The following is a 438-nucleotide window of genomic DNA, read 5'->3' as shown; positions in this document are numbered from 1 at the left end:
GGCCGGTGGCCGAACACCCGACGCGCTAGCGCGGCGCATGCAAACCCGAGGCGACGATATCGGCGTGCACGCCGCGGAAGCGTTCAATATCGCCCGGTTTTTCCTTTAGCTCCTCAGGGCCCGACGATCCGGACGACTGTCAGCACGGCGATCCGGACGTCCAGCAACAGGTTGAATGTCCGGATGTACTCCAGATCGTCATCGATCATATCGAACACACTGACGTTCTTTCGCCGCGCTCGCACTTGCCACAGGCCGGTCAGTCCAGGTCGGACAACCGAGCGCGCCTGACGGATATCGGGCAGGTCGGCCAGCATCGAGATCACCAGCGCGCGCGGGCCGATCAGACTCATATCGCCGCGCAGCACGTTGATGAGCTGAGGAAGTTCGTCAATGCTCAGCCGGCGCAGCAGCCCGCCCAAGCGGCCGATGCGCGGA

Annotated in this window: 1 protein-coding gene; it reads right to left on the bottom strand. The window is 63.9% G+C overall.

Annotated elements, in window-relative coordinates:
- Positions 1–113: 113 nt before the first annotated feature.
- The coding region (locus QCE88_RS42000) for a sugar transferase (protein WP_309911945.1) at positions 114–438 on the bottom strand (325 nt) is incomplete at its 5' end.

It is taken from the genome of Caballeronia sp. LZ035, from assembly GCF_031451175.1.
In the GTDB taxonomy this organism is placed as follows: Bacteria; Pseudomonadota; Gammaproteobacteria; order Burkholderiales; family Burkholderiaceae; genus Caballeronia.
Note: the sequence above shows the minus strand (reverse complement) of the source record. Positions and strands in the feature narration are given on the sequence as shown.